Origin of the sequence: Nonomuraea terrae, from assembly GCF_044465245.1 — a bacterium.
Lineage (GTDB): Bacteria > Actinomycetota > Actinomycetes > Streptosporangiales > Streptosporangiaceae > Nonomuraea > Nonomuraea terrae.
This window is the reverse complement of the sequence record NZ_JBITLL010000001.1, coordinates 266,202-288,325: the sequence shown is the minus strand read 5'-3', so window position 1 is coordinate 288,325 and position 22,124 is coordinate 266,202. Positions and strand designations below refer to the sequence as shown.

Here is a 22,124-nt window from a genome sequence, read left to right as displayed (position 1 = left end):
GCCGTAAGGCTCAGAGCGCCGACAGCGCCGCCGCGACGTCGGGATCGCCGGGGGCCAGCTCCGCGGCCCGCAGCAGGTCACGGCGGGCCTCGGCCGCCCGCCCGGCGGCCCGGTGGACCATCGAGCGGTTGAACAGCAGCTCCGGCGTCTCCTCCAGCTTCAGCGCCCGGTCGAAGGCGGCCAGCGACCCCTCGTGGTCGCCCCGCTCGTACGCCAGCTCGCCCCGCCCCGCCCAGGCCGCCGCCAGGTCGGGGTGCAGCTCCAGCGCCCGGTCGAAGGCGGCCAGCGCCTCGGCGTGGCGGTGTCCGGCCAGCTCGACCTGCCCGAGCACGCACAGCAGATGGGGGTCGGCGGGCGTCAGCGCGAGCCCCCGCTCGACGTCCCGCCGGGCGGCCGCGTGGTCGCCGGCGGCCACGCGCAGCCCGGATCTGTTCACGTAGGCGCGCGCGAACTCGGGGTCGAGCTCCAGCGTGTAGTCGAGGTCGGCGCGGGCCCCCTCCAGGTCGCCCGCGGCGTAACGGATCTCGGAGCGGTTGTAGTACGCCTCGGGGAACGGCGGGCTGAGCCGCATGACCGCCTCGTAGTCGGCCAGCGCCTCCTCCGTCCGCCCCAGCTCCTGCAGCAGGTTGCCGCGGTCGAGGTAGTAGTCGGGGTAGCCGGGGTCGGTCTCGATGGCCCGCGTGTAGTCGGCCAGTGCCTCCTGCTTCCGCCCCGACATGGCGAGCAGCTGCCCCCGGTTGGCGTACAGGACGAGCCGGTGGATCGGGTGTTCGCCGGCCAGGTCGGTCTCGGCCAGCTCGATGGCCTGCCGCACCAGCTCCATGGCGGCCTCCGGGCGGCCCCTGCGCACCTCGACCAACGCCTTGCCGTTGAGGTCGAACCCGAGGTGGAAGGCCCGCTCCCGGCGGTCGGGCATCAGCGACGTGATGGTGATGGCCTCGTTGATCCAGGCCAGCGCCTCCTCGGGGTCGCGCCGCGCGTGGTCGTGGTGGCGTACGAGGATCATGGCGGTGGCGTACGCGGCGGTGGCGCGATAGCGCGGATGCGTGCTCCTGCGCCGGGCCCGGTCGTAGAGCTCCCGGGCCTCCTCCTCGCGCTCGATGGCCTCCAGGGACGCGGCGACCCGCAGCAGGAGCCGCTGCCACCCCTCGGCGTCGTCCTCGTACGCCCTGCCGCGCAGCGCCTCCAGCCCCGCCTCGGTCAGCGCGTGGTGGAAGCCCTCGTCACGGTATCGGTCGAAGTCGGTCTGGAAGGGGCCCCCGCCGGGAGCCGAGGGCCCCTCCTCGATGATCAGCAGGCCGGGGTCGATCCGGCGCCGCAGCACGGTCACCAGCTCGGCGTCGGTCTGGTCGGCCTCGCCGAGGCCGGTCACGGTGACGGTGAGCGGCCCCGTACGGCTCAGATGGTCTCGGACGAACTCCGCGATGCCGTTGGCCAGCCTGAGGGTGCGGCGCGCGCCCGGCACGAGCACGCGCTGCTCCCTGGGCAGGGAGTCGGCCAGTGAGCGGCGGCGGGCCGGCACGGCGTCGTGCAGGCCGGGTGCCGCGGCGCGGATCTCGATGTCGTGTGCGGTGACCAGGTCGGGCCAGCGCTCAAGCGCCGGCGGGACGAGATGCGCGAGCAGCCCCGCGCCCAGTGTGTAAGGGCCGCCGATCCGGCGGTCCGCGTCAAGGAAGATCGTGTCCACGTGAAAGCCTTTCCCGTGGTCCCGGGCGGCCGGCGCCCGCGCAGTGGGCGCCGGCCTTCAGTGGATCAGCCGCAGTGCCGCGGCGCGGCCGCGGCGGTGGGCTTCACGGTTCCGGGCCGGTGAACAACGATCTTCTTCATGTGCGCCCTCTCGCGTTCATGCGGGATCGAACGATCATTGATGACGATATATGTGACCACAGACAAAAGCCGCAGATCAACATTTATCTGGTAAGGGCTACTCCCGCGTGAATTATGGGCGTGACCGTAACCTAATCGCCCAAAATGGCGTCGACGAAGACCTCCGGATCGAACGGTGCCAGGTCGTCGGGCCCTTCACCCAGCCCCACGAGCTTCACCGGAACCCCGAGCTCCCGCTGCACGGAGATCACGATGCCGCCCTTGGCGGTGCCGTCGAGCTTGGTCAGCGCGATGCCGGTGATGTTGACCGCCTCGCCGAAAACCTGGGCCTGGCGCATGCCGTTCTGGCCGGTGGTCGCGTCGAGGACGAGCAGCACCTCGTCGACGGTGGCCTTCTTCTCGATGACCCGCTTGACCTTGCCCAGCTCGTCCATCAGGCCGGTCTTGGTGTGCAGGCGGCCGGCGGTGTCGACGATGACGACGTCGACCTTCTCCTCGATGCCCCGGGCCACCGCGTCGAACGCCACGGAGGCCGGGTCACCGCCCTCGGGGCCGCGCACGGTGTCGGCGCCGACCCGCTCGCCCCAGGTCTGAAGCTGGTCGGCCGCCGCGGCGCGGAAGGTGTCGGCCGCGCCGAGCACGACCTTCTTGCCGTCGCCGATGAGCGAACGGGCGAGCTTGCCGGTGGTGGTGGTCTTGCCGGTGCCGTTGACGCCCACGACCAGGACGACCGCCGGGCGCTCGCCCGGCGCCGCCACCTTGAGTGTGCGGTCGAGGCCGGGGTTGATCTGGGCGAGCAGCTGCTCGCGCAGCAGCCCGCGAACCTCGTCGTGGGAGCGGCTGCCGAGCACCTTCACCCGGGTGCGCAGCTCCTCGACGATGGCCTGCGTGGGCGCGACGCCCACGTCGGCGGTGATCAGGCTCTCCTCGATCTCGTCCCAGACGTCGTCGTCGAGCCGGTCACGCGAGAGCAGCTCCAGCAGCCCGCGCCCGAGCGCGTTCTGCGAGCGGGCCAGGCGCGAGCGCAGCCGCACCATCCGGCCCGCCGACGGCGGCGGCACCTCGATCTCGGGCGGCGCCACGACCGGCTCGGCCGGCTTGACCGGCGGCGGAAGCGTGGTCGTCGCGCCTTCGGCCTCCTCACCCGCCGCGGCGGGCCGCTTCTCCTCCTCCTCGGGAAGCGTCGGGGCCTCGGGCGGCAGGACCGGTGGGGGCGCTTTACGGCCCGGCCGGAAAAGCAGGAAGAGGCCGCCGGCCGCCAGCAGGGCGACGACGGCCACGATCACGATGACGGCGAGGTAACCTTCCACAACACGTCAGTTTTCCAGATCATCCGGCGTGGTCAGGCCCAAGGCCACACCGATCAGGCCGATTCGCGTTCCCTGAGCCGCTGGCTGACCACCTGCGTCACACCGTCACCGCGCATCGACACGCCGTAGAGCGCGTCGGCGATCTCCATCGTGCGCTTGTTGTGGGTGATCACGATGAGCTGCGAGCTCTGCCGCAACTCCTCGAAGAGCGTCAGCAACCGCTGCGTGTTGGTGTCGTCGAGCGCGGCCTCGACCTCGTCCATCACGTAGAACGGCGACGGCCGCGCCTTGAAGATCGAGATCAGGAACGCCACCGCCGTCAGCGACCGCTCACCGCCCGACAGCAGCGACAGGCGCTTGACCTTCTTGCCCGGCGGCCGCGCCTCGACCTCGATGCCGGTCGTCAGCATGTCGGACGGATCGGTCAGCACCAGCCGGCCGTCGCCGCCCGGGAAGACCCGGCCGAAGATCTGCTCGAACTCCCTGGCGACGTCCTCGTACGCCGAGGCGAACATCCGCTCCACCCGCTCGTCGACCTCCTTGACCACGGTCAGCAGGTCGCGCCGCGTCTTCCTCAGGTCTTCCAGCTGGGAGTTGAGGAACGCGTGCCGCTCCTCCAGCGCCGCGAACTCCTCCAGCGCGAGCGGATTGACCTTGCCGAGCTGGTTCATCTGCTTCTCGGCGATCCTGGCCCGCTTCTCCTGCTCCTCCCGTACGTACGGCACCGGCGGGTCGCCGGGGACCGGCGCGTCGGGGCCGTACTCGGAGATCAGGGACTCGACCTCGACGCCGAACTCCTCCAGCGCCCGCTGCTCCATCTGCTCCAGCCGCAGCCGTTGCTCCGTGCGGGCCACCTCGTTGCCGTGCACGCGGTTGACCAGTTTGTCCAGCTCCTGGCCGAGTTCGCGGACGCGGAGGCGTATCTGCTTGAGCTCGGCGTCGACGGCCACCCGGGCGAGGTCGGCCTCGTCACGCTCCCTGGAGGCCAGCTGGACGGACTCGGCCAGCGCCGCGAGCACCCGCTTGGCGCCCTTGCTGACGGCCTCGGCCAGCGCGGCCTGACGCCTGCGCCGGTCGCGCTGGGCGGCCGCCTGGGCGCGTTCCTCACGTTCGCGGCGCGCGGCGCGCAGCAGCCCGTCGGCGCGGCCCTCGATGCCCTTGACCCGCTCCTCGGCGGTACGGACCTGCAGGCGGGTGTCCATCTCGCGCTGGCGGGCGGACTCGCAGCCGCTCGCCAGCTCGTCGCGCAGGTCGGTGGTGGGCTCGGACTCCAGCTCCTGGGCGTATTCGGCCTCGGCCAGCCGGACCTCCAGCTCGGCCAGCTCCTCCAGCCCTTCGGCGCGGGCCGCCTCCGCCCTGGCCACGCTCGCGGTCAGGCGCTCGGCCTCGTCGCGGGCGGCGTTCGCGGCCGCCTCCAGCTGGGCCAGCCGCTTGGCCGCGGCGGCGGTGCGCTGGTCGGCCTCGCGCTGGCGGCCGCGTACCTGGTCGAGGGCGCCCTGCGCGCCGCTCACACCGGCCTGGGCGGTGGTGACGGCGTGCTGGGCCTCACTCACGCGGGCCTGGGCGGCCTCCAGCGCGCTCTGAGCGGCCTGCTCGCCGGCGACGGCCTCGTCGAGCGCCAGCGCGGTCTCCTCGGCCCTGGCCTCGGCCTCCTCCAGGTCTCTGACGGCCTCGTCGAGCGCGGCCCGCACCTGCAGCACGGAGGTCCCGCTCTCCGACCCGCCGCTGGCCAGCCGATCTCCGACCAGATCACCCGCCTTGGTGACGGCCCGCAGCTCGGGGTGACGCTCGACCAGCTTCCTGGCGGCATCGAGCTCGTCCACGACCGCCACGCCGGCGAGCACATGATCGAGAGCGGCCCGCAGATGCTCGGGCACGCTGACCAGCTCGGCCACCCACCGGCTGCCCTCGGGCGCCGGCCGACGCATGCTCCCGCTGAGACGTCCGGCGGCCCCGCCCGGAGCGGGGTCCCCTGCGGCACCGTCACCCAGGACCGCCGCACCCTGCGAGTCCATCTCGCCCGCGTCCGTCTCGCCCGCATCCGACTTGGCGCCGTCCAACGCGGCGCCATCCAACGCGGCGCCATCCAACGCGGCGCCGTCTGACTTCGCGCCGCCGTTGAGCGCGACGAGGAGCGTCGCCTGGCCCAGGCTGCGCGTGCGCAGCAGGTCGAGGGCCTCCACGGCCGTGTCGAGGGTCTGGACGGTGATCGCCTCCGCGACCGGGCCGAGAACCGCCGCGACGGCCGGCTCGGCCCCCGGCGTCACCTGCATCGAGGCCGCCAGCGGCCCCAGCACCCCGGCCAGGCCGGCCTCCAGCAGCGCGGCCCCGCCGTCGCCCTTGGCCAGCCCCAGCTCCAGGGCGTCGCGGCGAGCGGCGAGCGCTGCCACCGCCCGCTGGGCCTCCTGGTCGGCGGCCCGCGCGGTGCTCACCCCCGCCTTGGCCTCCCGCAGGGCCGCACGCGGCGCGTCGAGAGCCGACGTCGCCTCCTCCAGCCCCGCGCGCGCCTCGTCGGCCGCCGCCTTGGCCTCCTCCACCGTGGCCTGCGCCGCGGCCAGCTCCTCGGCCAGCTCAGGATCGACGGCCGGCGACTCCAGCCGCTGGGCCTCCAGGTCCTCCGCGGCCCGCCGCTCCCGCTCGGCCGCGTCGGCCACGGCCTGCCGGAGGCGTCCGATCTCCTCCTCTGCGGCCCTGGCCCGGCTGCGTACGGAATCGACCTGCCCGCGCAGTTTGGCCAGCCCCTCGCGGCGGTCGGCGGCGGCCCGCGCGGCCATGGCGAGCCGCTGCTCCTCGACGCTCAGCTCGGCCTCGGCCTCGGCCCGCGCCTGAACGGCCTCCTCCAGCAGCTCCCGCGCGTGGTCCAGCTCCGCCCTGAGGATCAGCTCCCGCTCGCGCACCTCGGCGGCCTCGCGTTCGAGCTCCTCCGGGTCGCGGCCGCGGCGCTCGATGGCGGCGGCGTCGAGGGCGTGCCGGTGGCGTTCGGCGGCGAGCTGCTCCAGGCCGCTGATGCGCTCACGCAGCGACGACAGCCGGAAGTACGTCTCCTGCGCCGCCGCGAGCCGCGGCTGGGCCTCGGCCTCGGCGGCCTCCAGCGCGGCCTCCCGCTGCTGCCCCTCGGCGAGCTCGGCCTCGACCTGTCGGCGTCGCTGCGTGATCGCGGCCTCGTCGGCCGCCTCGCGCTCCAGCGTCACGCGCAGCACGCACACGTCGTCGGCGAGCAGCCGCAGCCGGGCGTCGCGCAGGTCGGCCTGGATGACAGCGGCCTTGCGGGCGATCTCGGCCTGGCGGCCCAGCGGCTTGAGCTGGCGCCGCAGCTCGGTGGCGAGGTCCTGCACACGGGTGAGGTTGGCCTGCATCGCGTCGAGCTTGCGCAGCGCCTTCTCCTTGCGCTTGCGATGCTTCAGGACGCCCGCGGCCTCTTCGATGAACGCCCGGCGGTCCTCCGGCCCCGCGTGCAGCACCGCGTCGAGCTGGCCCTGTCCGACGATGACGTGCATCTCACGGCCGATGCCGGAGTCGGACAGCAGCTCCTGGATGTCGAGCAGGCGGCAGGTGTCGCCGTTGATCGCGTATTCGCTCTGCCCCGACCGGAACATCAGCCGGCTGATCGTGACCTCGGTGTAGTCGATCGGCAGCGCGCCGTCGGAGTTGTCGATGGTCAGCGTCACCTCGGCGCGGCCGAGTGGCGGCCGGGACGAGGTGCCGGCGAAGATCACGTCTTCCATCTTGCCGCCGCGCAGCGACTTGGCGCTGTGCTCGCCCATCACCCAGGCGAGGGCGTCGACGACGTTGGACTTGCCGGAGCCGTTGGGCCCGACGACACAGGTGATGCCCGGCTCGAACCGCAGGGCGGTCGCGGAGGCGAAGGACTTGAAGCCGCGCAGGGTCAGGGTCTTCAAATACAAAGCACGTCCCCCTCTCCCTGTACGGACAAGGGAAAAGACTACTGGTCCCGGCTAGCCCACGCGGGCATCCGCGCCCGTGCGGCAGCTTGACCAGGTTTTTCCTGAAGGGGGCAAATAACAAGGGACGCCTCTTCGAGACGTCCCTGAATCTTGCGCTCCGATCACTCTCAGGTGAGTGCCGGCTCGCGCTCCTGCACGCGGCTTAGCGCCTCGTCGCGGGTTTGCGCTGCAAGAGCGTCATTGGTGGCCTGAAGTCGGATGAGTTCTGCCTCCAGATCCCGGATACGCTGCTGCAGGCGGCGCATCTCCGAGACCATTCGAGGGTCAGGACCGCCGACGTGGCCGAGTAGAGCCTTCGCCATGGTAAAGGGTCCTCCACGCTGAGTGACCAGACTGGTTCGCGCACTTCTGTTCCGCGGGAGGGGTGCGCGTGGTACCTAACAAGAGTCGCACCGGCAGTGTGGGCGGTCAAGTCGATCGAACCGCTGAGCCCCTACTGATGGGCACTCCCGACATACAACTATACCCTATTTGGGCTGTTTAACGAAACCGGCTACCGCTCTACAAAACCGGCCAAACTACCTCGGGCTTCGCTCCAACGTTCCACTACTCCATCCACCCTGCCCGGCGTGTCGCAACCCCGGAGCGACTCCAGCAGCTTGACGCACGCCTCCCTCGGGCCCTCGGCCACCACCTCGACCCGGCCGTCGTCGGTGTTGCGCGCCCAGCCCACGAGGCCCAGCTCCAGCGCCCGCGCCCGCGTCCACCACCGGAAGCCCACGCCCTGGACCCGGCCCCGCACCCAGGCGGTCAGCCGGACGTCCCCGCTCTCGTCAGGCATCTCGAACTCCTTCGGACGTCACGCCGTCCGCCGTCTCCGCGATCTCGATCCCGGAAGAGGCGCCCGGCGCCCCCTGGGTCGTGGCCACCTTACCGGCCCGGGAATCGGCCGTCCGGAAGGCGTCACGGAGGGTGCGGGTCATTCCCCGACGACGGCGCACGCGCCAGGCAGGCGGCCGCCCAGCCGTTCTCACCGGCCGTCTCGGCCGCGGCGGTCAAGTGGCGGTCCGCGTCGGCCATCACGGCCGGCTCGGCTCGGCCGGCTCGGCCGGCTCGGGCGGCTCGGGCGGCTCGGGCGGCTCGGGCGGCTCGGGCGGCTCGGGCGGCTCGGGCGTAGGCGGCGGGTCAGGCCGTGGGCGAGCCGGCGAAGGCCCGGGCGACCAGGACCGGCACGTCCTCGGCACCCCTGTGACAGCGGCGAGCGTCCACGAAGGCGGCGAAGATCATGGCTTCGGAGGCCGGGCCCGGGCCGCCGGGCCCGGGCCGAGGGCGCGTTCGGCGCGGGCTCGCCGGAGCCGGTAGGCCACCCGGTCGCCGCGCAGGCCGCAGGCCGCAGGCCGCAGGCGAGCGTGATCGCCGAGGCGGCGGGAGAGAGCCAGGCGGCGATCGGCATGCCGGACCGCCGCCATGGCCGCCACAGCGGCTCGGCGCGCTCGATCGCCTCGTCGAGGCGCTCGGTGACGGGCACGCGGCGCCACCTCGACCACGGCCACGGACAGCCCGTCCCCCTTGTGCACACCGCCACCGCGCCGAACGCGGTCCCGCCACACCCTGCCCGCGCTGCCCCAGAAGCTGTGGATGCCCGGCCTGACCGCGGTCTGGACGACCACCGCGGCGATCTCCTCCGCCTACGCACCGCCCGAGGCCGACTTGATGACGTGCTCGTCGGCGTGGTCGACCGCCCGGGTCCAGGACCTCCGCGACGGCGCCGGGACCGTCGGGCGGGGTGGGCAGTGACGAGCGCGGCGCGCCGCGGCCACCGGGTCCGCCAGGCGGGCCGGCACCTCCTCCGCGGTGGCCGCCGGCACGAGGAGGCCGTACGCGGTCCCGTCGCCGACCCGCCGTCACCGACACCGCGGCCGAGGTCTGCACCCGCACCGGCGACCCGGACGCGCCGGCCGCCGCCCTCCGCGTCGCCCAGCTCGTCCCGCCCGGGCGACCGTAAGCGGATCAGTAGAAATCGGTAAGCGGGCTCGGACAAAGTCGTGCTCACCAGTTCGACAACGCAACCGAAGGAGATGTGCCATGAGGAAACTGATCGAGTCGACGTTCGTCACCCTCGACGGCGTGATCAGCTCGCCGCACGTGTGGGGACCGCCGTACTGGAACGAGGAGCACCACGAGTACGCGGGCAAGCTGCTGTTCGCCGCCGACGCGCTGCTCCTCGGCCGTGAGACGTACCAGGGATTCGCGCAGTCCTGGCCGGCGCGGACAGGTGACCCGTACGCCGACCGGATCAACAGCCTGCCGAAGTATGTGGCGTCCACCACGCTGAAGGAGGCCGACGCCTGGAACGGCACCCTGATCCAGGGCGACGTCGCGACGGCGGTGGCGGAGCTGAAGCGGCAGCCGGGCGAGAACATCCTCAAGTTCGGCACCGGCGAGCTCGACCGCACGCTGATCGCCCACGATCTGGTGGACGAGTTCCACTTCTGGACGTTCCCCACCATCGCGGGAAGCGGAGACCGGCTCCTGGACGGCCTGGACGTGACGCACCTGAAGCTGCTGGAGACGACGCGGTTCGAGTCCGGCATCGTCGTCCTGACCTACGGACCCAAGTGATCGAAGCGCCGTGAAGACGACGTCCCCGTCGGTCGTCACGCCGCCCGCGGCTCGGCGGCGTGGTCGGCCGCCGCCGCCTCGAAGGCCCGCACCGCGGCCGTCTCCGCGGCCTTCACCCAGGCCAGGCCGAGGATCGAAGGAGGCAGCCCGGTGACGGGCACGAAGCGGATGTCGGACCGGCCGTGCTGGTCCGCCGAAGGCGTGCAGAACACCATGCCGCCCCTGCCGAGCGCCACCTGGGTCAGGCCCTCCTGCGTGGTGGCCACCTTGCCGGCCCGGGGAATCGGGCGGCCGGAAGGCGTCACGGAGGGAGCGATCCGTTCGTGCCAGAAGCGCGGCGCGGGACCGTCCAGCCCGATCAGCGGGACGCCGGCCAGCTCCTCCGCGCCGATGCGCGCCCGGCCCGCGAGGGGGTGGCGCACGGAGAGGCCGAGCCGGTGGGAGACCCGGTTCAGGCCGCCGCCCGTGGCGAGATCGGGCTCGTCCACCGGCAGCAGCGTGAACGCGACGTCCACCTGCCCGGCCCGCAGCTTGCCGAAGGGGTCGGACAGCGGGATCTCCACCAGCTCGGCCACGCACCCCGGATGCCGCCGTTCGAAGACGCGTACGGTCCCCGTGACCACGTCGGTCGGCGTGGCCAGGAACCCGACCCTGATCACGCCGGTCACCTCCCTGGCCGCGGCCCTGGCCCGGCTCACGGCGCTCTCCAGCCCGTCGTACGCGGGGCGCAGGTCGGCCAGGAACCGCTCGCCGAGGGGCGTGAGCCGCACCCGCCTGCTCGTGCGCTGGAAGAGCCGCCCGCCGATCCTGGCCTCCAGCGACCGGATGAGCTGGCTCACCCTCCCCGGCGACAGGTAGAGGCGCTCCGCCGTACGCGCGAAGTGCAGCTCCTCGCTGAGCACGACGAAGCACTCCAGTTCCCTGAACTCCATGACCCCCTCCGGCCGATCACTTAGCCCGGTTAAACCAAGCCTTCGGGGTTCGTCATTGTTCCCACCGACGCCCCGCAACAGGCTGGACGCCATGACGATCACTGATGTTTCCGTACGGGCGCGCCCGCTCGCCGTGGCCTCCGTGGCGGTGGGCACGTTCGCCATCGTGACCAGCGAGATGCTCCCGGTCGGCCTGCTGACCTCGATCGCCGCCGACCTCGGCGTGTCCGCCGGTACGGCCGGGCTGACCATGTCGGCCCCCGGCCTGGTCGCCGCCGTCGCCGCGCCCGCCCTGGCGGTCACCGCGCGGCGGCTCGACCGGCGCGTGGTCCTCCTGGCGCTGATGGCGGTGCTGGCCGTGGCGAACCTGGCGGCGGCGCTCGCGCCGAACCACGCCGTCATGCTGGCCGCCCGCGTGCTGACCGGGGTGAGCATCGGCGGTTTCTGGGCCTTCGCGGCCGGTCTCGGCCAACGCCTGGTCCCCGCGCGCCACGTCGGCCGTGCCACGTCGATCATCTTGGGCGGGGTGTCCGTGGCGTCGGTGCTGGGGGTGCCGGCGGCGACGTTCGTCTCGTCCTACGCCGGGTGGCGCAGCGCGTTCGCCGCCGCGGGGGTGCTGGCGCTGCTTCTGGTCGGAGTGCTGGCCGCGACGCTGCCGCCGCTGTGGCAGCCGGCGGGTGACGCGCCTGCGGAAACGGCGGAAAAGCGCTTCACGTGGCTCTCAGGGCCGCTGAGGGTGATCCTCACCCTGACGGCCCTGACCGTCTCCGGGCACTTCGCCGCCTACACCTACGTCCGCCCGTTCCTGGAGCAGGTCTCACACGCCGGTCCCGCCCTGATCGGCACCGCCCTCCTCCTGTACGGCGCCGCGGGCGTGGCGGGCAACTTCGCCGCGGGCGCGCGGGCCGCCAGGAACCCGAGGGCGACCCTCGTCGTGCTGGCCGTGCTCATGGCGGCGGCCACCGCGCTGCTCCCGCTCGCCGGCCTGCCCCTGGTGCTCCTCATGGTGTGGGGCCTCGGCTACGGCGGAATCGGGGTGACCCTGCAGCTGTGGATCATGCGGACGGGCGGCGGCGAGCTGGGCACGGCGCTGTTCGTCGGCGTCTTCAACGTCTCCATCGCGCTCGGCGCGTTCGCCGGAGGCCGGATCGCCGACGGCGTGTCCGTCTCGGCGGTGATGGGGGTGGCGGCGGGTCTGGCGGCGCTCAGCGCGGCCGTCGCTGGCATCGCGGGCAGGAGTAGGACGACCGGTTCATGAACGCCTCCCGCATGACCGGCGTGCCGCAGCGCGAGCACGGCAGGTCGCGGCGGCCGTACACCTCCAGCGAGCGCTCGAAGTAGCCGCTCTCGCCGTTGACGTCGACGTACAGGCTGTCGAACGAGGTGCCGCCCTGCTCCAGCGCCGCCCCCATGACCGTGCGCACGGCGGCGACCAGCTCGGCCACCTTCGGCCGGGTGAGCGTCTGCGTCGGGCGCGACCAGTGCAGCCGGGCGATCCACAGGGCCTCGTCGGCGTAGATGTTGCCGACGCCGCTGATCAGCGACTGGTCGAGCAGCGCCCGCTTGATCTCCGTGCGCCTGGCCCTGAGCCTGCGGGTGAACTCGGCCTCGTCGAACGCCGCCTCGAACGGGTCGGGGGCGATGTGGGCGATCGGCGCCGGCACGCCACCGACCAGCGGGGTGAGCATGACATGGCCGAACGTGCGCTGGTCGACGAACCTCAGGTCGGGGCCGCCGTCGGCGAAACGCAGGCGTACGCGCAGATGTTTCTCCGGCGGCGAGTCCGGGGCCACGACCAGCAGCTGCCCGCTCATCCCCAGGTGGGCGAGCAGCGCCTCGTCGCCGCCCGACAGCGGCAGCCACAGGTATTTGCCCCGGCGCTCGGCGGACAGCACGACGCGGCCCTTGAGCCGGGCGGCGAACTCGTCGGCGCCGGACAGGTGACGCCTGATCGCGCGGGGGTGCAGCACCTCCGCCTCGGCGATCTCACGGCCGACCACCCATTGCGCGAGGCCGCGCCTGACGACCTCGACCTCCGGCAGTTCCGGCACTACGGACCTCGCCCTCTCACCATGGGTCGCCTCACCGCCGGGCCACCCATTTCTCACCGTCAGGCCGGCGCCCGCCGGCCGCGGGGACGGTCAGCCGGCCGGCTGACTCTCGCGCTGCTCGCGGCGGGCCCTGATGCGGGTCCAGGCCGCCTCGGCCGCCTGCTGCTCGGCCTCTTTCTTGCTGCGGCCGCTGCCCGAGCCGTAGGACTCGCCGCCGACGCGGACCATGGCCGTGAACGACTTGGCGTGGTCGGGGCCGCTCTCTTCGACGTGGTACTCGGGCACGCCGAGCGCCTCGGAGGCGGTGAGCTCCTGCAGCGAGGTCTTCCAGTCGAGCCCGGCGCCCAGCGACGCGGAGCGCACGATGAGCGGGTCGAACAGCAGGTGGACCACGCGGAACGCCTCGTCGAGGCCCTTGTCGACGTAGATCGCGCCGATGAGCGCCTCAAGGGTGTCGGCCAGGATCGACGACTTGTCGCGCCCGCCGGTGCCCTCCTCGCCCCTGCCGAGCCGCATGAACCGGCCCAGCCCGAGCCCCCTGGCCACGTCGGCCAGCGCCCGCATGTTGACCACGGCGGCACGCAGCTTCGCGAGCTGGCCTTCCGGCAGGTCGGGGTGGTTGCGGTAGAGGGTGTCGGTGACCACCAGGCCCAGCACCGAGTCGCCCAGGAACTCCAGGCGCTCGTTGGTGGGCAGGCCGCCGTTCTCGTACGCGTAGGAGCGGTGGGTCAGCGCCCGCTCCAGGATGTCGGGGCCGAGCTCGACCGACAGGACCCGCTCCAGCTCGTCTCTGGCGACCTCCACGGCCACCGGCTTAGGACCTGCGCCCACGTGTTTCCTCCTCGGACATCTTCACATGGCGCGTCGGCTGCGAATGATGCCCGAAAACGTGGTGGGCGTCGGGGTAACGCGTAGCCCCGGCGTCCACCACGGCCGCGGGCGAACCGCCGCCGCACGCATCTGAGACGGTAACGCCGACCGAGGCACTTTGGCACCCGGTCGGCATCACGTCAACTGCTGGCGGATCAGGCGGACGGCTCGATGACCTGACGACGGTTGTAGGTGCCGCAGGTGGGGCACGCGATGTGCGGCTGCTTGGGCGACCGGCACTGCGGGCAGCTCACCAGGGCGACGGCAGTCGTCTTCCACTGGGAGCGACGGGCGCGGGTGTTGCTCCGCGACATCTTTCGCTTCGGGACGGCCACGTCACTTCTCCTGATCGTTATCTGTGTCGGTAATCAGACCTTGCAACGACGCCCAGCGGGCGTCGATCTTCTCGTGCCGGTGGTCGGCGCCGGCCTCCGCCAGCTTGACTCCGCACTCCACGCAGAGCCCCGCGCAGTCTTCACGGCAGACGGGGCTCAGCGGCAGTGCGAGCACCACCGCGTCGCGGAACGTCGGCTCGAGGTCGAGCAGCTCTCCGTCGAGCAGTGAATCCTCCTCCGAGGCGTCCTCGTCGGAGTAGAAGAACAGCTCCTGCAGGCCGACCTCGATCTCGGAGGAGACCGGGTCGAGGCACCGCGCGCACTCCCCCGCGAGGGGGGCCCGCGCCGTGCCCGAGACGAGCACGCCTTCCATCACCGCTTCGAGCCGGAGATCCAGCTCGACTTCGGCGTCTTTGGGGACGCCGATCATGTCGACGCCGAGTTCCACCGGTGCCGGGAGGACCAGGGACATCTGCCGCATCGTGCCCGGCCGCTTTCCCAGGTCGTGAGTGGAGATCACCCAAGGGGAGCGGGGGTCGAGGTGCTGAGTCATCCTGCTCTCGCTAGGCATGGCGAAAATCTCGCCGTCGTACAAGGCCGAAATCAAAGGATAGCAGGTCGCGGTCAGCCCCTGAGCCGCTCGATGAGCAGCTTGTGGACGAGGTCGGGCACCAGTCCCGAGACGTCGCCGCCGTAGCGGGCGATCTCCTTCACCCGCGAGGAGGACAGGAAAGAGTATTCGGGATTGGTCGGCATGAACAACGTCTCCACGCCCGACAGACGGTAGTTGAGCTGGGCCATCTGGAGCTCGTAGTCGAAATCGCTGACGACCCTGATGCCTTTGACGATGGCCGGAATGTCGTTCTGCTTGCAGAAATCGACGAGAAGGCCGTGGAATTTGCGTACGTTGACGTTCGGGAAGTCCTTGGTGACGGTCCGCAGGACCTCGATCCGTTCATCGACTGTGAACAGACTGCTTTTCTCGACGTTGATGAGGACTGCCACGGTCACCTCGTCATAGAGCCGTGCGGCTCGGCCGATGATGTCGAGGTGGCCATTCGTGATGGGGTCGAACGACCCCGGGCAGACTACGCGGCGCAAGACGCCTCCCAGGTCTACGGGTTCCCGGCGGCGCGACCGTACCAAACGGATGCTTCGCCATAACGACGGACCCTCTCCTCAACGTACCCTTCAGGCCACATCAGGGGCATTCCCCTGCTTTCCCTCTCGAACGCCACCAAGCCCCCGTCAACCAGCCAACCGTTGTCGCGCAAAAGCGCCAAAGTCGCCGCGACCTCGCTGTCCGCCATCACGTACGGCGGATCGGCGAACACGATGTCGTACGGCTCTTCGGGCTCCTTGCCGAGCACCCGCTCCACCTTGTCGGCCACCAGGCGAGCGCCGTCGAGGCCGAGCGACCGGATGTTCTCCTTGATCGTGCGGACGGCCTTGGGGTCGGACTCCACCAGCACGGCCTCGGCCGCGCCCCGCGACAGGGCCTCCAGGCCGATCGCGCCCGATCCGGCGTACAGGTCGAGTACGCGGGCGTCGCGCAGGCCGTACAGGGAGTCGAGCGTCAAGAAGATGCCTTCCCGGGCCCTGTCACTGGTCGGTCTCGTGCCGCGCCCCGGCGGGACGGCCAATCGGCGCCCACCCGCCACGCCTGCGATGATCCGCGTCATGTGACCCATTGTTCCGCATGGTCACGCAGGTCAAGAGTGGACAAGTGTCTGCCTCGACTGCGCAAGGGTGATTCACATCGGCCGGTGAGCCACGCAAGATGAGTCTGCGGCCTTCGAGATGACCCACGTGAAGGCCGACCGGCGTGATCGTGAGCCCTTCCGCACGCCGGTTCCCTCGGCACCTGACCCGAGGGTGGGCCCAGCCGGGGACGGCATTCGGGGGGAGGCCGTCCCCGCGGCTGGGTTCGTCTTTTCGATCAGCTCTCCGCCGGCTCTCCGGCGCCCTCGCCTTCAGCGCTCCCCGCGCCCTCGCCTCAAGCCGCCTTCAGGTCTTCTCCAGGTATTCGGCGCGCTCGTCGGCCAGCAGCCGGTCGATCTCGGCGCGCAGCGCGTCGTGCGCCCGCAGCTCGGGATCGCTCTCCAGCAGCCTCGCCGCCTCCTCGCGGGCCGTGGCGATCACCTCTTCGTCGCGCAGCAGCTGCAGCAGCTTCAGCGACGACCGCTTGCCCGACTGCGCCGCACCCAGCACGTCGCCCTCGCGCCGCTGCTCCAGGTCCACCCGCGACAGCTCGAACCCGTCGAGGGTGGCCGCCACCGCGTCGAGCCGGGCGCGGGCCGGGGTGCCCTCGGGAAAGTCGCTGACCAGCAGGCACAGGCCCGGCAGCCCGCCCCGGCCGACGCGGCCACGGAGCTGGTGGAGCTGGGAGACGCCGAAGCGGTCGGCGTCCATGATGATCATGACGGAGGAGTTGGGCACGTCGACCCCGACCTCGATGACCGTGGTGGCCACCAGCACGTCGATCTCACCCCGCGTGAACGCCCGCATGACGGCGTCCTTCTCCTCGGGCGGCAGCTTGCCGTGCAGCGTGCCCATGCGCAGGTCGTGGAAGGGGCCCTGGGCGAGCAGGTCGGCCACGTCGAGGACGGCGAGCGGCGGCCGTCGCTCGTCGCCGGAGGCGCCCGCTTCCGCGACCTGCAGGTCGCCCTCGTCGCCCTCCAGATCGCCGATGCGCGGGCACACGATGTACGCCTGACGGCCCAGCGCCACCTCCTCGCGCACCCGCTGCCACGTGCGCTCCAGGTAGTGCGGCTTCTCGGCGGCCGGGACGACGTGGGTCGTGATGGGCGCCCGGCCCGACGGCAGCTGCGACAGCGTCGAGACCTCCAGGTCGCCGAAGACGGTCATGGCGACCGTGCGCGGGATCGGGGTGGCCGTCATGACGAGGACGTGGGGACGGGACTGACCGGCCTTCTCGCGCAGGGCGTCGCGCTGCTCGACGCCGAAGCGGTGCTGCTCGTCGACCACGACCAGCCCCAGATCGGCGAACTGGACGTGCTCCTGCAGCAGGGCGTGGGTGCCGACGACGATGCCGGCCGTGCCGGAGGCCACGTCGAGCAGGGCCGCGCGGCGGGCGGCGGCGCCCATCGAGCCGGTCAGCAGCGTGACCGCGGTGCCGCCGAACATCCCGCCCTGCGCCAGGTCTCCGAGCATGGCGCTGATCGAGCGGTGGTGCTGCTGGGCCAGCACCTCGGTGGGGGCGAGCAGCGCGGCCTGGCCCCCTGCGTCGACCACCTGGAGCATCGCGCGCAGCGCCACCACGGTCTTGCCCGCGCCGACCTCGCCCTGCAGCAGGCGGTGCATCGGGTGTTCGAGCGCCAGGTCGGCGGCGATCTCCTCGCCGACCGCGGCCTGCCCCTCGGTGAGCGCGAACGGCAGCCGCCCGTCGAAGTCGGAGAGCATGCCGTCGGAACGCATCGGCCGCGGCTTGGCCGGCCAGGCGGTCGCGGCCTGGCGCCGCTGCAGCAGCACGGACTGCAGCACGAACGCCTCGTCGAACTTCAGCCGCTGGCGCGCCCGGCCCACCTCGGCGAAATCCTTCGGCCGGTGGATGGCGACCAGCGCCTCGCCCAGATCCTGCAGGCCGTGACGGGCCCGCAGGGCGGCGGGCAGCGGGTCGTCGAGCGGCCCGAGTGTGTCGAGGACCACACCGACAGCGCGCCTGATCGCCCACGGCGTCAGGTCTTTGCCGGCCGGGTAGATCGGCACCGGCGCCGCCGCGAACTCCTCGGCGCTCGCCTCGCTCTCCTCGAACAGCTCGAACTCCGGGTGGGCGAGCTGCCAGCGGGGCTTGCCGCGCGAGCCGAACAGCCCGACCTTGCCGGCGAACATGCCGCGCCGGCCCGGCTTGAGCCGCGACTCGGCCGCGTGGGAGCCCTTGCCGAAGAACGCCAGGTAGAGCCGGTTGCCGTTGCCGTCGACGACCTCGGCCTCCAGCCACGTGCCGCCGCGGTTGCGCATGGGCTTGCGCATCAGCCTGCTGACCTCGCCGACCACGGTGACGTGCTCGTCGACCTCCAGCGCGTCGAGCGTGGTCAGCTCGCCGCGCTCGGCGTAGCGGCGCGGGTAGTGGCGCAGCAGGTCGCCGACCGTCTCCAGGTCGAGCACGCTGTGCAGCAGCTTGGCGGTCTTCGGGTCGAGCGCCTTCGTCAGAGGCTCGTCGAAACGGCTCACGGCATTTAGTTCTACCGCCTGCGGCCGACAGGAATCCTCGATGACGCCGCCGGGGCGTCGCCGGGCGGGGCGTCCAGGACTCCCCGGATGCGCTAGCGTTGCCGCTGGAGAATACCGACGTCCTGGTCCGGTCCAGATGCTCTGGTTCGCGTCCACAGGTGTGGATCGGATATTCTCGTCTGGCTAGCCGGTTGTCCCGGCATGCCCTCCGCCCGGAAACATCAGCGGACAGGGCTACATCGACTGTTTTAAGGAGCGATACCGTGGCTTCCGTCTGCGATGTCTGCCGCAAGGGGCCGACGTTCGGCAACAACGTGTCCCACTCCCACCGCCGCACCCGCCGTCGTTGGAACCCCAACATTCAGACGGTTCGTGCGGTCGTCGGTGGCACGCCGAAGAAGCTGAACGTGTGCACGTCGTGCATCAAGGCGGGCAAGGTCACCCGCTAAATTCCACGTCCGCGAAGCCCGCCACTCCTGGGGAGCGGCGGGCTTTCGCTGTGTCCGGGGTCAGCGCCAGCGCCAGGCGTGGTCCACGGGGCCGATGCCGGAGCCGAGGGGGAAGCCGCGGGCGATGGCGCCCGTCACGTACTCCTTGGCCGCGCCCACCGCTGCCGGCACGTCGTCGCCCAGGGCGAGGCGGGAGGCGATGGCCGAGGCGAGCGTGCAGCCCGTGCCGTGGGTGTGGCGGTTGTCCAGGCGCTCGGCGGTGAAGCGGTATTCGTCGGTGCCGTCGGTGAGCAGGTCCACCGGCGCTCCCGGCAGGTGGCCGCCCTTGATCAGCGCCCAGGTGGGGCCGAGCTCCAGGACGGCGTCCGCCGCCCTCCTGAGCCCGCTCTCGTCCTCCACCTTCACGGAGGTGAGCTGCTCCACCTCCCACAGGTTCGGGGTCACCACGGTGGCCACGGGCAGCAGCCTGCTCCGCATCGTCTCGACGGCCTCGGGTGCGAGCAGCGAGTCGCCGTGCTTGGAGACCCCGACGGGGTCCACGACGAGCGGCGCGGCGTACCGGCCGAGCACCCGCGCCACCGTCTCCACCAGCGCGGGCGAGGCCAGCATGCCGGTCTTCACCGCCTGCGCCCCGATGTCGCCGAGCACGGAGTCGAGCTGAGCCTGTACGGCCTCGGGCGGCAGCTCCCAATAGCCCTGGACGCCGAGTGAGTTCTGGGCCGTCACCGCGGCGATGACGCTCATGCCGTGGACGCCCATGGCGAGCATCGTCTTCAGATCGGCCTGGATGCCCGCGCCGCCGCCGGAGTCGGAGCCGGCGACGGTCAGCACACGTGGAGGGGTCGAAACCGTCATGTCCCCCATCCAACCATTCAGGTGACGGCGCACTCCCCGGTGACGAGCCCGCAGTTCTGCGCCTTGGCGCCCTTGCCGAGCGCCGTGAACGACACGTCCACCGACTGCCCGGCCGGCAGCGGGGTCTCCACGTCGAGGATCAGCAGGTCACCGTCCTGCGTCCAGCCGGCGCCGTCCACGTCCACGACCCTGCCGTTCACCGGCATGGAGACCGTGGCGCTCTGCAGCGTCCTCGCGGAGGTGTTCGAGACCGTCAGCTCGGCCTTGTACGAGGCCGGGCGCTGGCTGATGGACTGCTCGACGTCGACGGAGCCGCCGGGCGCCAGCTCCTGCGGCTGCCGTGGCTGTTGTTGTGACTGCTGGGGTTGCGGCAGGTCCGGCGTTCCCGTGTCGGCGGGCGTAGGCGCGCGCTCGGCTCTCGGAAGCGTGTCGGTGACGGCGTCGTCCAGCACGGAGACCTCCTGCCTCGGCGTCTCCGGCGTCTCCTCCACCTCCTCGACCGGCACGTCGGGGGGCGGCTCGTCCTGCGTGGCGCCCGACGGGCTCTGGGCCTTCGTCCTCGTGGGCGCGGCCGAGGCCGTGCGGCGCGGGGGGCTGACGTTCGAGGCGGCGGTCGGCGTGGGGGTCTCGGGCGCGGCGGACTCCTCGTCCTGCACGGGCTCCTCGTCCGGCACCGTCTCGGACTCCTCCTCGTCCGGGTCGGCGACCTCGGGAGCCGGCTGTCCGGCGGATTCCTGCACGGCCGCGCAGGACGTGCCCTCACACGCGGCCGGGTCGCCCGGCGAGCTGATGAACGAGACGCCCGCCACGGTGCCGCCCAGCACGACGGCGACGGCGGCCACGGACAGCAGCGCCATCCGGCCCTTGCCGGCGCCCTCCGGGGCGGCCAGCACGTCGTCGTCGCCGCGTTTGCGGCGGCCGCGGCGGCTCCTGGGCTCGTCGTGGCCGGAGTCTCCCGACCAGCCGGAGTCGAGGAAGCCGGTCTCGGCGTTCGCCCAGGCCGGGGCCGGTGCGGGCGTCGGCGAGCCGGCCACCTTGACGTCGCCGGGCTCGGGCGGCCCGCCGTACGGCGCGTCGAACCTGGCCGTACCGTCGCCAAGCTCGGGCGGCGCGTCGAATCTGGCCGTACGGTCGCCTTGCTCGGATGGCGCGTCGAACCTGGCGGTGCGGTCGCCGTCGAACGTGTCCCTCCCGTCAGCGCCGCCGCCGAAGACGGCCGTCCGGTCGGCGGACACGGGGAAGAAGTCCCCGGTGTCCGGCCCGTCGAAAGACCTGTCGAAGGGGCCCGTGGACGGGCCGGAACGGTCGGGCGGACCGGAGGGCTGGTTCAGCGGCGCGTCCCACTCCGGCGGGCGGGCGAAGGCGCCGGTCGTCTCGAAAGGCCCGGCCCCCTCCGGCACTCCCGGAGGGAAGCCTCCCGCACCGCCGGCCGGGGGGAAGGCGGGATCACCGGGCAGCGCGAAGGCGCCGGTGGTCTCGTACGGCTCCGACTGCGGCGGGGACTGCGGCGCGTCGGCGCGCCGGGGCATGGGGGCCCACTGGCCCGTCACCTCGGGCTGGTCCGGCAGCGACGGCCAGCCCGGCGGCTCGGCCTGCTCGTCAGGACCCCAGAATGCGCTCTTCCCCCACTCGTCCCCGTCGTCGGATCCACCTCTGCCGTGACGGCGGCCCATGGTTGCCCTTTCTTCCGGTTACCGTGGCCGCCAATCTTCATAACACCTTTACTACGCCGCTGTCACAATAATCCCGGCAGTGCTACCCCAAATCGGGAAATTATCACTCAAATCGGGACAACACATCACTGAAAGTGATCCCACCCGCGCCGCCCGACCTCCCGGCCGCGCACCACGACACCCTCGCCCTCGCTCACCCGCCCCACGACCCGCCACGCCGCGGGAAGACGCACGTCGGCGGGGAACACCGCGGCCAGCGCGTGGTCCTCGCCTCCGGTGAGCACCCACTCCAGCGGATCGGCCCCGAGCTCCTTGGCCGCCGCCGCCACCGGCTCCGCCACGGCGAACGCCTCAGGATCGAGCTCGACCCGAACCCGGCTGGCCTCGGCGACGTGGCCGAGGTCCTGCAGCAGCCCGTCGCTGACGTCCAGCATCGCCGTGGCGCCCAGCCCGGCCGCCACGGGCCCCATCGCGTACGGAGGGCAGGGCCGGCGATGGCCCGCCACGGCCTCCCTCAGCGCGGGGCCGTCGGCCGGGACGCCCGCCTCCAGCAGGGCCCACCCGGCGGCGGCGTATCCCAGCCGCCCCGCGACCGCCACCACCTGGCCGGGCCGCGCGCCCGACCGCCGCACCGGAGCGCGCCCGTTCAGGTCGCCCAGGGCGGTCACCCCGAGGACCACCAGGTCACAGCGGGTCACGTCGCCGCCGGCCACGCTCGCGCCCACCGTCGCGCACTCGTCGCGGAACCCGTCGGTCAGCGCGTCGAGCCAGTCGAGGGGCAGGTCGGCCGGAATGCCGAGCCCCACCACGATGGACGTCGGCGTCGCGCCCATGGCGGCGATGTCGGCGAGGTTCTGAGCGGCGGCCTTGCGGCCCACGTCGTACCCGCCGGACCAGTCACGGCGGAAGTGCCTGCCCTCCAGCAGCAGGTCCGTCGAGACGACCACACGCCCGTCGGGCGCGCTCATGACGGCGGCGTCGTCTCCGGGGCCGAGGATTACCGCCGCTCCCTGGGGCAGACGTGCGGTAATACGATTTACCACACCGAATTCGCCGAGATCTCCGACTGTGATGGCGCACCTCCTGACGCACACAGGGTAC

20 protein-coding genes are annotated in these 22,124 nt (G+C 72.2%); 4 read left to right on the top strand and 16 right to left on the bottom strand.

The genetic code is table 11. From position 1 onward, the window contains the following. Positions 1 to 10: 10 nt before the first annotated feature. The 5 genes from ACIBP6_RS01350 to ACIBP6_RS01330 form a co-directional block, all read right to left on the bottom strand. A complete protein-coding gene (locus tag ACIBP6_RS01350) occupies positions 11 to 1,687 on the bottom strand; it encodes a tetratricopeptide repeat protein (RefSeq protein ID WP_397047615.1) in 1,677 nt (558 codons plus the stop codon). Between the two features lie 271 nt (positions 1,688 to 1,958). Continuing rightward, positions 1,959 to 3,137: a signal recognition particle-docking protein FtsY gene (ftsY, locus tag ACIBP6_RS01345; protein WP_397047613.1), complete on the bottom strand. Its 1,179-nt coding sequence runs from the start codon at positions 3,135 to 3,137 to the stop codon at positions 1,959 to 1,961. Positions 3,138 to 3,190: 53 nt separating this feature from the next. Further along, positions 3,191 to 7,042 (bottom strand): AAA family ATPase, encoded by a 3,852-nt coding sequence (locus ACIBP6_RS01340; protein ID WP_397047611.1) that lies wholly within the window; start codon positions 7,040 to 7,042, stop codon positions 3,191 to 3,193. 167 nt (positions 7,043 to 7,209) lie between these two features. Continuing rightward, complete coding sequence (locus tag ACIBP6_RS01335) at positions 7,210 to 7,404, bottom strand: hypothetical protein (RefSeq protein WP_043618321.1); 195 nt, start codon at positions 7,402 to 7,404, stop codon at positions 7,210 to 7,212. Positions 7,405 to 7,595: 191 nt separating this feature from the next. Continuing rightward, entirely contained in the window at positions 7,596 to 7,883 is a 288-nt protein-coding gene (locus ACIBP6_RS01330; RefSeq protein ID WP_132620460.1) for an acylphosphatase, read from the bottom strand. A 797-nt stretch (positions 7,884 to 8,680) separates the two neighbouring features. On the opposite strand from ACIBP6_RS01330, the gene ACIBP6_RS01325 reads away from it, so the two are divergent. Both ACIBP6_RS01325 and ACIBP6_RS01320 read left to right on the top strand, forming a co-directional pair. Continuing rightward, positions 8,681 to 8,839, top strand: coding sequence for a hypothetical protein (locus tag ACIBP6_RS01325; protein ID WP_397047608.1), 159 nt, complete (start codon positions 8,681 to 8,683; stop codon positions 8,837 to 8,839). 288 nt (positions 8,840 to 9,127) lie between these two features. Next, complete coding sequence (locus ACIBP6_RS01320) at positions 9,128 to 9,664, top strand: dihydrofolate reductase family protein (RefSeq protein ID WP_397047606.1); 537 nt, start codon at positions 9,128 to 9,130, stop codon at positions 9,662 to 9,664. Positions 9,665 to 9,699: 35 nt separating this feature from the next. Here ACIBP6_RS01320 and ACIBP6_RS01315 read toward each other — a convergent pair whose 3' ends face one another. After that, positions 9,700 to 10,596: a LysR family transcriptional regulator gene (locus ACIBP6_RS01315; RefSeq protein ID WP_397047605.1), complete on the bottom strand. Its 897-nt coding sequence runs from the start codon at positions 10,594 to 10,596 to the stop codon at positions 9,700 to 9,702. Between the two features lie 91 nt (positions 10,597 to 10,687). Here ACIBP6_RS01315 and ACIBP6_RS01310 point away from each other — a divergent pair, with 91 nt between their 5' ends. Then, the gene (locus ACIBP6_RS01310) at positions 10,688 to 11,854 is read left to right on the top strand and encodes an MFS transporter (protein WP_397047603.1); all 1,167 of its coding nucleotides are present in this window, start codon (positions 10,688 to 10,690) and stop codon (positions 11,852 to 11,854) included. Here the strand turns inward: ACIBP6_RS01310 and mutM are convergent. The 7 genes from mutM to recG all read right to left on the bottom strand — a co-directional run bounded on the left by mutM (position 11,802) and on the right by recG (position 18,046). Continuing rightward, positions 11,802 to 12,647: a bifunctional DNA-formamidopyrimidine glycosylase/DNA-(apurinic or apyrimidinic site) lyase gene (mutM, locus tag ACIBP6_RS01305; protein ID WP_397047601.1), complete on the bottom strand. Its 846-nt coding sequence runs from the start codon at positions 12,645 to 12,647 to the stop codon at positions 11,802 to 11,804. The two genes, ACIBP6_RS01310 and mutM, sit on opposite strands and share 53 nt — an antisense overlap. Positions 12,648 to 12,737: 90 nt before the next feature. Continuing rightward, entirely contained in the window at positions 12,738 to 13,457 is a 720-nt protein-coding gene (gene rnc, locus ACIBP6_RS01300) for a ribonuclease III (protein ID WP_132621260.1), read from the bottom strand. A gap of 215 nt (positions 13,458 to 13,672) precedes the next feature. Then, complete coding sequence (gene rpmF, locus ACIBP6_RS01295; RefSeq protein ID WP_033409409.1) at positions 13,673 to 13,852, bottom strand: 50S ribosomal protein L32; 180 nt, start codon at positions 13,850 to 13,852, stop codon at positions 13,673 to 13,675. Position 13,853: 1 nt separating this feature from the next. Beyond that, entirely contained in the window at positions 13,854 to 14,423 is a 570-nt protein-coding gene (locus ACIBP6_RS01290; RefSeq protein WP_397047599.1) for a YceD family protein, read from the bottom strand. 53 nt (positions 14,424 to 14,476) lie between these two features. Further along, positions 14,477 to 14,953 (bottom strand): pantetheine-phosphate adenylyltransferase, encoded by a 477-nt coding sequence (coaD, locus tag ACIBP6_RS01285; RefSeq protein ID WP_397047597.1) that lies wholly within the window; start codon positions 14,951 to 14,953, stop codon positions 14,477 to 14,479. A gap of 14 nt (positions 14,954 to 14,967) precedes the next feature. After that, positions 14,968 to 15,534, bottom strand: coding sequence for a 16S rRNA (guanine(966)-N(2))-methyltransferase RsmD (gene rsmD, locus ACIBP6_RS01280; RefSeq protein WP_397047595.1), 567 nt, complete (start codon positions 15,532 to 15,534; stop codon positions 14,968 to 14,970). 325 nt (positions 15,535 to 15,859) lie between these two features. Continuing rightward, entirely contained in the window at positions 15,860 to 18,046 is a 2,187-nt protein-coding gene (gene recG / locus ACIBP6_RS01275; RefSeq protein ID WP_397047593.1) for an ATP-dependent DNA helicase RecG, read from the bottom strand. A gap of 263 nt (positions 18,047 to 18,309) precedes the next feature. Between recG and rpmB the strand changes: the two genes are divergently transcribed. Then, on the top strand, positions 18,310 to 18,495 hold the full coding sequence (gene rpmB, locus ACIBP6_RS01270; protein WP_043618345.1) for a 50S ribosomal protein L28: 186 nt from the start codon (positions 18,310 to 18,312) through the stop codon (positions 18,493 to 18,495). A gap of 60 nt (positions 18,496 to 18,555) precedes the next feature. Here the strand turns inward: rpmB and thiD are convergent, their stop codons facing one another. From thiD to ACIBP6_RS01255, 3 genes are all read right to left on the bottom strand, one after another. Then, a complete protein-coding gene (gene thiD / locus ACIBP6_RS01265) occupies positions 18,556 to 19,359 on the bottom strand; it encodes a bifunctional hydroxymethylpyrimidine kinase/phosphomethylpyrimidine kinase (protein WP_397047591.1) in 804 nt (267 codons plus the stop codon). A gap of 8 nt (positions 19,360 to 19,367) precedes the next feature. Continuing rightward, on the bottom strand, positions 19,368 to 21,023 hold the full coding sequence (locus ACIBP6_RS01260) for a hypothetical protein (protein ID WP_397047589.1): 1,656 nt from the start codon (positions 21,021 to 21,023) through the stop codon (positions 19,368 to 19,370). A gap of 125 nt (positions 21,024 to 21,148) precedes the next feature. Beyond that, the gene (locus ACIBP6_RS01255) at positions 21,149 to 22,117 is read right to left on the bottom strand and encodes a thiamine-phosphate kinase (RefSeq protein ID WP_397047587.1); all 969 of its coding nucleotides are present in this window, start codon (positions 22,115 to 22,117) and stop codon (positions 21,149 to 21,151) included. Positions 22,118 to 22,124: the final 7 nt, after the last annotated feature.

What these genes read in the sequence shown, in the direction of transcription:
- ACIBP6_RS01335 (WP_043618321.1), bottom strand. Translation starts at nt 7,404, where the DNA reads ATGGCGAAGGCTCTACTCGGCCACGTCGGCGGTCCTGACCCTCGAATG.
- thiD (WP_397047591.1), bottom strand. Translation starts at nt 19,359, where the DNA reads ATGGGGGACATGACGGTTTCGACCCCTCCACGTGTGCTGACCGTCGCC.
- rsmD (WP_397047595.1), bottom strand. Translation starts at nt 15,534, where the DNA reads ATGACGCGGATCATCGCAGGCGTGGCGGGTGGGCGCCGATTGGCCGTC.
- ACIBP6_RS01260 (WP_397047589.1), bottom strand. Translation starts at nt 21,023, where the DNA reads ATGGGCCGCCGTCACGGCAGAGGTGGATCCGACGACGGGGACGAGTGG.
- ACIBP6_RS01315 (WP_397047605.1), bottom strand. Translation starts at nt 10,596, where the DNA reads ATGGAGTTCAGGGAACTGGAGTGCTTCGTCGTGCTCAGCGAGGAGCTG.
- ACIBP6_RS01330 (WP_132620460.1), bottom strand. Translation starts at nt 7,883, where the DNA reads ATGCCTGACGAGAGCGGGGACGTCCGGCTGACCGCCTGGGTGCGGGGC.
- ACIBP6_RS01320 (WP_397047606.1), top strand. Translation starts at nt 9,128, where the DNA reads ATGAGGAAACTGATCGAGTCGACGTTCGTCACCCTCGACGGCGTGATC.
- ACIBP6_RS01325 (WP_397047608.1), top strand. Translation starts at nt 8,681, where the DNA reads ATGCCCGGCCTGACCGCGGTCTGGACGACCACCGCGGCGATCTCCTCC.
- ACIBP6_RS01310 (WP_397047603.1), top strand. Translation starts at nt 10,688, where the DNA reads ATGACGATCACTGATGTTTCCGTACGGGCGCGCCCGCTCGCCGTGGCC.
- ACIBP6_RS01290 (WP_397047599.1), bottom strand. Translation starts at nt 14,423, where the DNA reads ATGCCTAGCGAGAGCAGGATGACTCAGCACCTCGACCCCCGCTCCCCT.